Genomic DNA, 6918 nt, shown 5'->3' with positions numbered 1-6918 from the left:
AAACGGAGCGTCACCCACCCAAATTAAGCTACGTATGGCGATTCACCAGAGCCAAATGACCCAAACAGGGATAAAACTAGGCTCCAGAAACGACTCAGTGACATCCAAGAGCTCCCACAGTCAGAATACGAGCTGATCAATTTCTGGGTCAACAACTTCCTCGACGGCCACGCTGAATCAACAATGGAACGCCATCTCGGCCACGTCCTCACACTGCGAGAGCAAATGGATACATCCATAACTGACGCAACGAAGTACACCTGGACAACCGCACTTCAAGAACTAGAACAGGAGCGAGACTGGACAAGCGGAACAAAAAGGAACTATCAAAAATCGATCCGGTCACTTCTAGAGGAAGTGGAAGATGATGTTCCCACAAACAAAGACGACATTAGCCTCGCATCCGACGATTCAGGAGGTAAGATCACCGAGGATGACGTTCTAACCCCTGCCGAGACACGCATTCTGATCCAAGAGGCTAGCAACCGCCTGCGTGATAAAGCTATGTTCGCCCTCGCTATTGATTGCGGGCTGCGTGTTGCTGCTCTGTGTTCTCTCCGAATCCAAGACTTCGACTTCACCGATGGAGATCCAGTCGGCGAGCTGAGTCTAAACGAGGATGCTTTAGGTCAGAAAGGCAGCGAAGGCAGAACGCAAGTGGTGACGTTCGCGGCTGGCTTCATCACCAACTACCTACGCAATGAACATCCACGTCCAGACGTTGATGACGCACCCTTGTTCCACAAGATCGGAGATCACTGGGATACAGATGACCCGAATGACGACGGCTCAATCGCTCCGGTGATTTTCAGGAGAAGAATGAAACGACTCGCCAAAAACACCGACATTGATCCTGAGAAACTTCATCCTCACAACCTCAAACACGCAGCAGTAACCATATGGGCCATTCGAGGAATGTCCACGCGAGAAATTGAACACAGAGCCGGGTGGGCTCGGGAGTCAGGGCAGCTAGATCGGTACGAGCACATTGGTGACGATGATGTCAACAACCAAATTTTAGAGACTTTCGGAATCGACACAGAAGACGGAAAAGGAGCTTCTGTTGAACCAATTGAAGCATGTCCGCAGTGTGGCGTGAGTGTTGATACAGCAATAAATTATTGCCCTACCTGTGGACAGAAACTGTCGCAGATAGCAAACCCTGACTGGTTCGAGGATTACGAGGATGAATGGGGTGAGGACGGGCTAATTGCAGCTTTGCAAGCGTCTCCATCTAAGATCACGACTGATCCAGCAGATCTACCACAGGAGCTTCGTTTACACTACCAAGATCGGATTGAACAGGTGATTGGAGAGTCGCTGAGGCAACCGCCTATTCCCGAGGAAATTCCGTTACAGATCCCTGATGAAGACGGCCACGACCATCACGTGACGCTACCGTATAGTGTGTTGACTAATGAAGAATACGGCGATCCTGACCGGATACGACAAACTGTTGATGGGTATATGGAAATACTGGACGAAGACGGGAGCGTGATGCACCGACACGATCCTATCCATTTCGAATAAATCTATTCCTTTCCGTGTTATTCACTCGACTTATCGTTGTAGTTGTGATTGGTATCCAACTTTGGGGTCACTAGCATTTACTCAGCTTTGCACGTTGAAGTAGGAGCGTGACGTAGGCGGTGGCAAGGACGAATGATGCCGATTACGGACTTCTTGTCGTGTACGCGCGTGTTCGACGAGTTCGAGTCGCTGTCACCAGCACAACGTCATCACGCGAAAACCTACGCTACCGGTCTTGTTGCGGCCAGCAACAAGACCGTGGCGGGTATCGCACGCGAAGTACTTCCAGCTCAGGGGAAACGCGCCCTCAACAAGTTCGTCACCGAGTACGACTGGGACGAACGGGAGTTTAACCACGAACGCCTCGAAGAGCTTCAGAAACACGGGTGAAACGCGCTGGTCACAGGATGGCTACATCATCCTCGACGACACGATCACCGAGAAAGCCGGGGACGAAGTCCCCGGCGTCGGTCGGTTCTACGATCACGCCGAAAGTGACACTGTCTGGGGCCAAGACCTCATCTACGCCTTCTACGCCGACGATAAAACTGCTTACCCACTCACCTTCCGCCTCTACGAAAAACAGGACGAAGACGACCAAGATCACGACACCAAGTACGATCTCGCCCGCGAGATCGTCACCGAACTCGAAGAAGAGGTAGGTGTGCCTGCGGACACCTACCTCTTCGACTCGTGGTTCGCCCATGACTCTGGACTCGTCGAACACATCGAATCCTACAGCAACGACTGGATCGGTCCGCTTCGGAGCAACCGCAAAGTGACCTACGGCGGAGAAGAGATCAGCGTCGATGCGCTGGCAGAGCGCATCGACACGGTTGAGCGCGACATCGAGGACGACACCTACCACATCTGGACGAAGAAGCTTCCCGTCTCCCAGCTGGGAGACGTGAAGCTGGTTGTCGCCGAGAAAGAAACCGACGAAGACGAAGAGAATCCGGCCAAATACCTCGCTACGAACAAAATCGACGCATCGACCGAGCACGTGATCCGCTCCTACGGGATGCGCTGGCGCATCGAGACGTTCTTCGAGGACTCGAAGCAGGATCTCGGCCTAGGAGACTGCGAGATGCAGACCGACGAAGGTGCCAGTCGGCACTGGCACCTTCTGATGGCTGCCTATAGTCTCGTTCGTCTTGATCCTGACTCGAGCGCCTTGGGAACGGTTCGCTCGAAAGCGTCATCGCTTCGAGCGAACCTCGAGCACTCCCTGAAAGAAGCCGTGTACAACCTTCTCTCGTGGGTTCGAGACAACGATGATCGTGGTGTCGATGACCTCATGGAAGAGATCGACCATCTCTTCGTTCACTCAACCGCCGACGTTAACGTGCAAAGCTGAGTAGAGAAGTCATATCCCGTTGACGGAGCTTTACTCCAGGTTTCTTTTGACTTCCCGTCGGACTACTCGTATGATTTCTACAAGATTCAGTGGGTTGAGCCCGAGCGCGACCTTATGATTGGATGGCATCAGGATGAGACACACATGGATCTCGGTGAATGCCACCTCCAACTCGATTATCAAGGAGAAACAGTACAACGAGAGCAAGCAGCGTTCCTCGATTCGCACCCGTTGAATGTGTTTGACCAGCGAACTGAGGAACTTGTCGGCATCATCGATGAACTACGTTGGGAAAACGACGTCCCTTGCCTCCCCGAACACGCAGTCCGATAACAATCAGAGCCTTGTGTAATCTGGCAGGTGTTCTGAAACATCCACGCACAATTGTTATTTCCCACAATGACATATTGTAACACCATGCCGGAATTCCGAGAGAAACTCTCTGTCGAACAAAGGGGAGAGATCGAAGATGCGCTAATCACTACTCAACAGTTTGCGGTTGCTGAAGCTCTTAGCGACAAAAACACAGCTCCAGAAGACGTTGAAGTTGTTGAACCGAAAGATGTGTGTGTTGTTCCTGATGACGACCTACTATCAGACAAAACAGGAGATCATTTAGCCTACTAAAATGTACTGCCAACTTGGTCAACTATCGTTTTGATTTTTTGATACAGCTGTGTAGAACGTGTAGAAATAGAGTGGTAAACACCTGGGTAACACTTATTATTTCATGTGCGTCAATAGATCACATGGGTTCGTATCGGTCAATAGTCGTTGGTCCCCCTGAACCTCTTGAAAATTTTGTCAGAGAGGTCTGCAGCCACATATCTGCGAAAGATGAAATAAAAAACACGGTGGATTACGAGGAGATCTCAATTAACAAAGCCCGCGAAATACACAAACTAAACGAACAGCATGATTCTTACCCCTATCTATTTCATTTTCCTTGGAAAGAAATGCCTGGATATCTAGATATACTCGAGGGAGAAAATTATGAGAAAATAAAAGGAAAAGGGATTTGGTTTGTTTGTTATAATTATTCTCCCGGGAAAGTGATTGAAGATAACAGGTCCAAAATTATACAATATATGATAGAAGGTGGTGCTGATGGGTCAATCACGCCCTTCAGCTATGACCCAGCCCAAGATTTCAATACCGAGATCTGACCAATCAGCTCTGGTGAATCGCCATATTGTGTCGCGTTTCACAACTGTTCTAACACTTTGATCGAGACTTGATCAGTTCTTCTCCCCCGTCATGACGGTCGTGAGTTCGTCATCATCAAGATATAGATATAATTTCATTAAATCCATAAGGACTTTTGGTAAACGAGCCGACCGCGTGTCAAGAACGACATCTCGCTGGCAACCTGCTTTTGGATATTCTCTGATGAAGATGTCGCGTTCGGTGTCGGCAAGTAGCCCAGGTGTTGAGGGTGTCATAGAACTCTTCACAAGGGCTTGCTTCCGTTAAAGATCGTGTGCAAAAGCCGTTAGATGGACGTGCGAACTGTTCGGTGAGGATAGTGATAGATGGGAATAATATCTGTGCTGGTGTGCAAGATTGAACGCGCGAGTCGGTCAGCGCCATCAGCACCGTTTCACGATCACACTATACCCGTCTCAGCGGTGGGTACGCCAAACCCCGCAATATTTGAACGTCGCCGGAGACAACACGCTTGATGCCCTCCATTATCGATGAGACCGTGTTCGGCAAGCCCTCCAGAGGGCTTGGACTGGTTTTCCTCTGTGGCGCACTTCTGATAGCCGGGCAGCAAGCGTACTACGTCATTCTAAAAGGGGCGACGCTCTACTATGCCACACTATTTATTGGTGCCGGGATGGCCCTCTCCGGCATTGCCGAGTCCTTGCCGAAATCTCGACGACGGGCTTCTGGTGCCCTGCGACTCACAGCGATCGCTGTACTGGTGAGTCTTCTCGTGATCGGCTTCGTCAGGCCCGAACTCCTCTTAGTGTGATTGAGCCGGTTGGGTTGAGTTCACCGCTCTTGTAAGGAGTTCATTCGCACGGAGGACTCATTGGGAGTGACCGAAAAGACAAGAGGTGAAGTTGCTACACGCACCCTCTGTATCGGTCACGTCTTTATTGACAGAATGTGAGCAGTTGGCGAGAGCGCTGCTGTATACAAAGCGCGTATCGGTCACTGATCTTTGAGCAGCCCGTATGGAGGTGAGTCTGGAGAGAATAGTGAGACTTCAGTTGTGAAGAGCCAAATATTCGTTTTACTGCCTCTATCGGTCGTATCTAACAGTTCAGAAACAAAACGGCACTATTTTTCGCGTGCGACCCGACCACACATACGTGGCAGAAATCCTAATTCTCGTGGGATTATTGGTGGCGGTATTCGTCGGGTACAATATCGGCGGGTCATCAACTGGGGTTGCCTTCGGTCCGGCAGTTGGTAGCCGGGCCGTCAGAAAAGTCACTGCCGGGGCACTGTTTACCGTATTCGCGTTCCTCGGAGCGTGGACGATTGGGCGGAAGGTTATCACGACGATGAGTACGGAAATCGTCGATGCAGCAGCCTTTACACCTGAAGCGAGCGTCGGCGTCCTCTTTTTCACTGGGCTCGCACTCCTGATCTCGAACCTCTACGGTGTCCCAGCGTCAACGTCGATGACAGCCGTCGCAGCAATCGTTGGACTCGGATTGGCAACGGGGACGCTCAACACTTCCCTGATGCTTACCATCCTGTCGGCATGGATCGTCGCCCCACTGATTGCTGTCTTCACAGGTGCGTTTATCGGCAGATATCTGTATCCGCACCTCGACGCCAAATTCGAATTTGGTCGCCTTACGAACCCGTTGATCGCAATCGATACCCAGGAGCGGCTCCCACGGCTATCGGTCAACGATACCGTCTCGCCTCGGGATCTGATTGGGTCAGCACTTGTGGTGGTAATTGCCTGCTATATGGCGTTCAGTGCCGGAGCCTCAAACGCGGCGAACGCAGTCGCCCCGCTTGTCGGTAACGGTTCTCTTGATCCCAGCCCGGCGATTCTCCTCGCGGTGGGGGCCATTAGCGTGGGCGGCTTTACGATTGCCCGGCGGACGCTGGCGACCGTTGGCAACGATATTACTAAGATGCCGATTCTGGCCGCGCTCATTGTTTCGACCGTGGGGGCGACGATTATCACCATCCTCTCGTGGCTCGGAATTCCAGCCAGTCTCGCCGTGAGTACGACCAGTTGTATCATTGGGCTCGGGTGGGGCCGTGCAAGCCGAGCGCGGACGCTCGCAGAGATAATCACGCAAACCCCTGCCGATGAATCCGCTCCACAGATTACGACTGGTGCACTCAAAGTTCATCCAATTGAAGGCAAAAAGGAGGTCGCTGCGGGCCCGACTGTGGGCGAACTCGCTGAAGGCGAGACTCCACACCCGGATAGGCAGCACGCATCCAGGGATGGTGTGTCTAGCGTTGGCGAGGTAGATCCGGAAGAACTGTCCGCCGAAGGCCTGTTCCACCATGCAGCGGCAGCTCGTGTCGTGACACTCTGGGTGATTACGCCGATGCTGTCGCTCGTGGGATCCTATGCCCTGTTTTCACTCCTCGGCTAAGAGTATTGACCACCGGTTGTCCGACCAGACCTGATAGATCTTCTAACTATCGGGTAAGATACAAGACGCACAGTATCTACCGTGGAATTACTGATTATGAGTTACACTGATTGCCCAATACAGAGAGTTACACATCAATTAGAAATACAGTTGTAGCAACAATTATTGTGTCTCCGCTTGAATGGACTGATGTGACTGAGAATTTTCGCTATGAGCCGAACGAAGGCGAATCCTTGAGTATGGCTGTTGTGAGCGCAGTCGCGCTGGCACATCACGAGGGAGTGCTTGAACAGGATTGGATAATAAACAACGACATCAATCCTGATGCGCTTGATGGACTATTTCAAGACGGGCAGTTGAATATGACCCTCCGGTTTGAGGCAGATACAACAACGGTCGAGCGTGTCATAGAATCAATCACAGGGTCTTGAGCTTCGTCCGTCCGGGATT

General features: G+C 51.5%; 6 protein-coding genes and 1 pseudogene. All 7 read left to right on the top strand.

The window, feature by feature from the left end; translation table 11 throughout:
• The first annotated feature begins 183 nt into the window (after nt 1-183).
• Nucleotides 184-1530, top strand: coding sequence for a site-specific integrase (locus tag AArcSt11_RS16745; RefSeq protein WP_250598833.1), 1347 nt, complete (start codon nt 184-186; stop codon nt 1528-1530).
• 132 nt (nt 1531-1662) lie between these two features.
• Nucleotides 1663-2887 (top strand): annotated as a pseudogene (locus AArcSt11_RS16740) (IS701 family transposase).
• 417 nt (nt 2888-3304) lie between these two features.
• Nucleotides 3305-3514, top strand: coding sequence for a hypothetical protein (locus AArcSt11_RS16735; protein WP_250598831.1), 210 nt, complete (start codon nt 3305-3307; stop codon nt 3512-3514).
• 122 nt (nt 3515-3636) lie between these two features.
• Complete coding sequence (locus AArcSt11_RS16730) at nt 3637-4053, top strand: hypothetical protein (RefSeq protein ID WP_250598829.1); 417 nt, start codon at nt 3637-3639, stop codon at nt 4051-4053.
• Nucleotides 4054-4568: 515 nt separating this feature from the next.
• Entirely contained in the window at nt 4569-4865 is a 297-nt protein-coding gene (locus AArcSt11_RS16725; RefSeq protein WP_250598827.1) for a DUF8011 family protein, read from the top strand.
• Between the two features lie 343 nt (nt 4866-5208).
• The gene (locus AArcSt11_RS16720; protein WP_250598825.1) at nt 5209-6468 is read left to right on the top strand and encodes an inorganic phosphate transporter; all 1260 of its coding nucleotides are present in this window, start codon (nt 5209-5211) and stop codon (nt 6466-6468) included.
• A gap of 191 nt (nt 6469-6659) precedes the next feature.
• On the top strand, nt 6660-6899 hold the full coding sequence (locus AArcSt11_RS16715) for a HalOD1 output domain-containing protein (RefSeq protein ID WP_250598823.1): 240 nt from the start codon (nt 6660-6662) through the stop codon (nt 6897-6899).
• The last annotated feature ends 19 nt before the right edge of the window (nt 6900-6918 follow it).

The sequence above is a fragment of the Natranaeroarchaeum aerophilus genome, assembly GCF_023638055.1.
Taxonomy (GTDB): domain Archaea; phylum Halobacteriota; class Halobacteria; order Halobacteriales; family Natronoarchaeaceae; genus Natranaeroarchaeum; species Natranaeroarchaeum aerophilum.
This window is presented reverse-complemented; position numbering and strand designations above follow the sequence as displayed.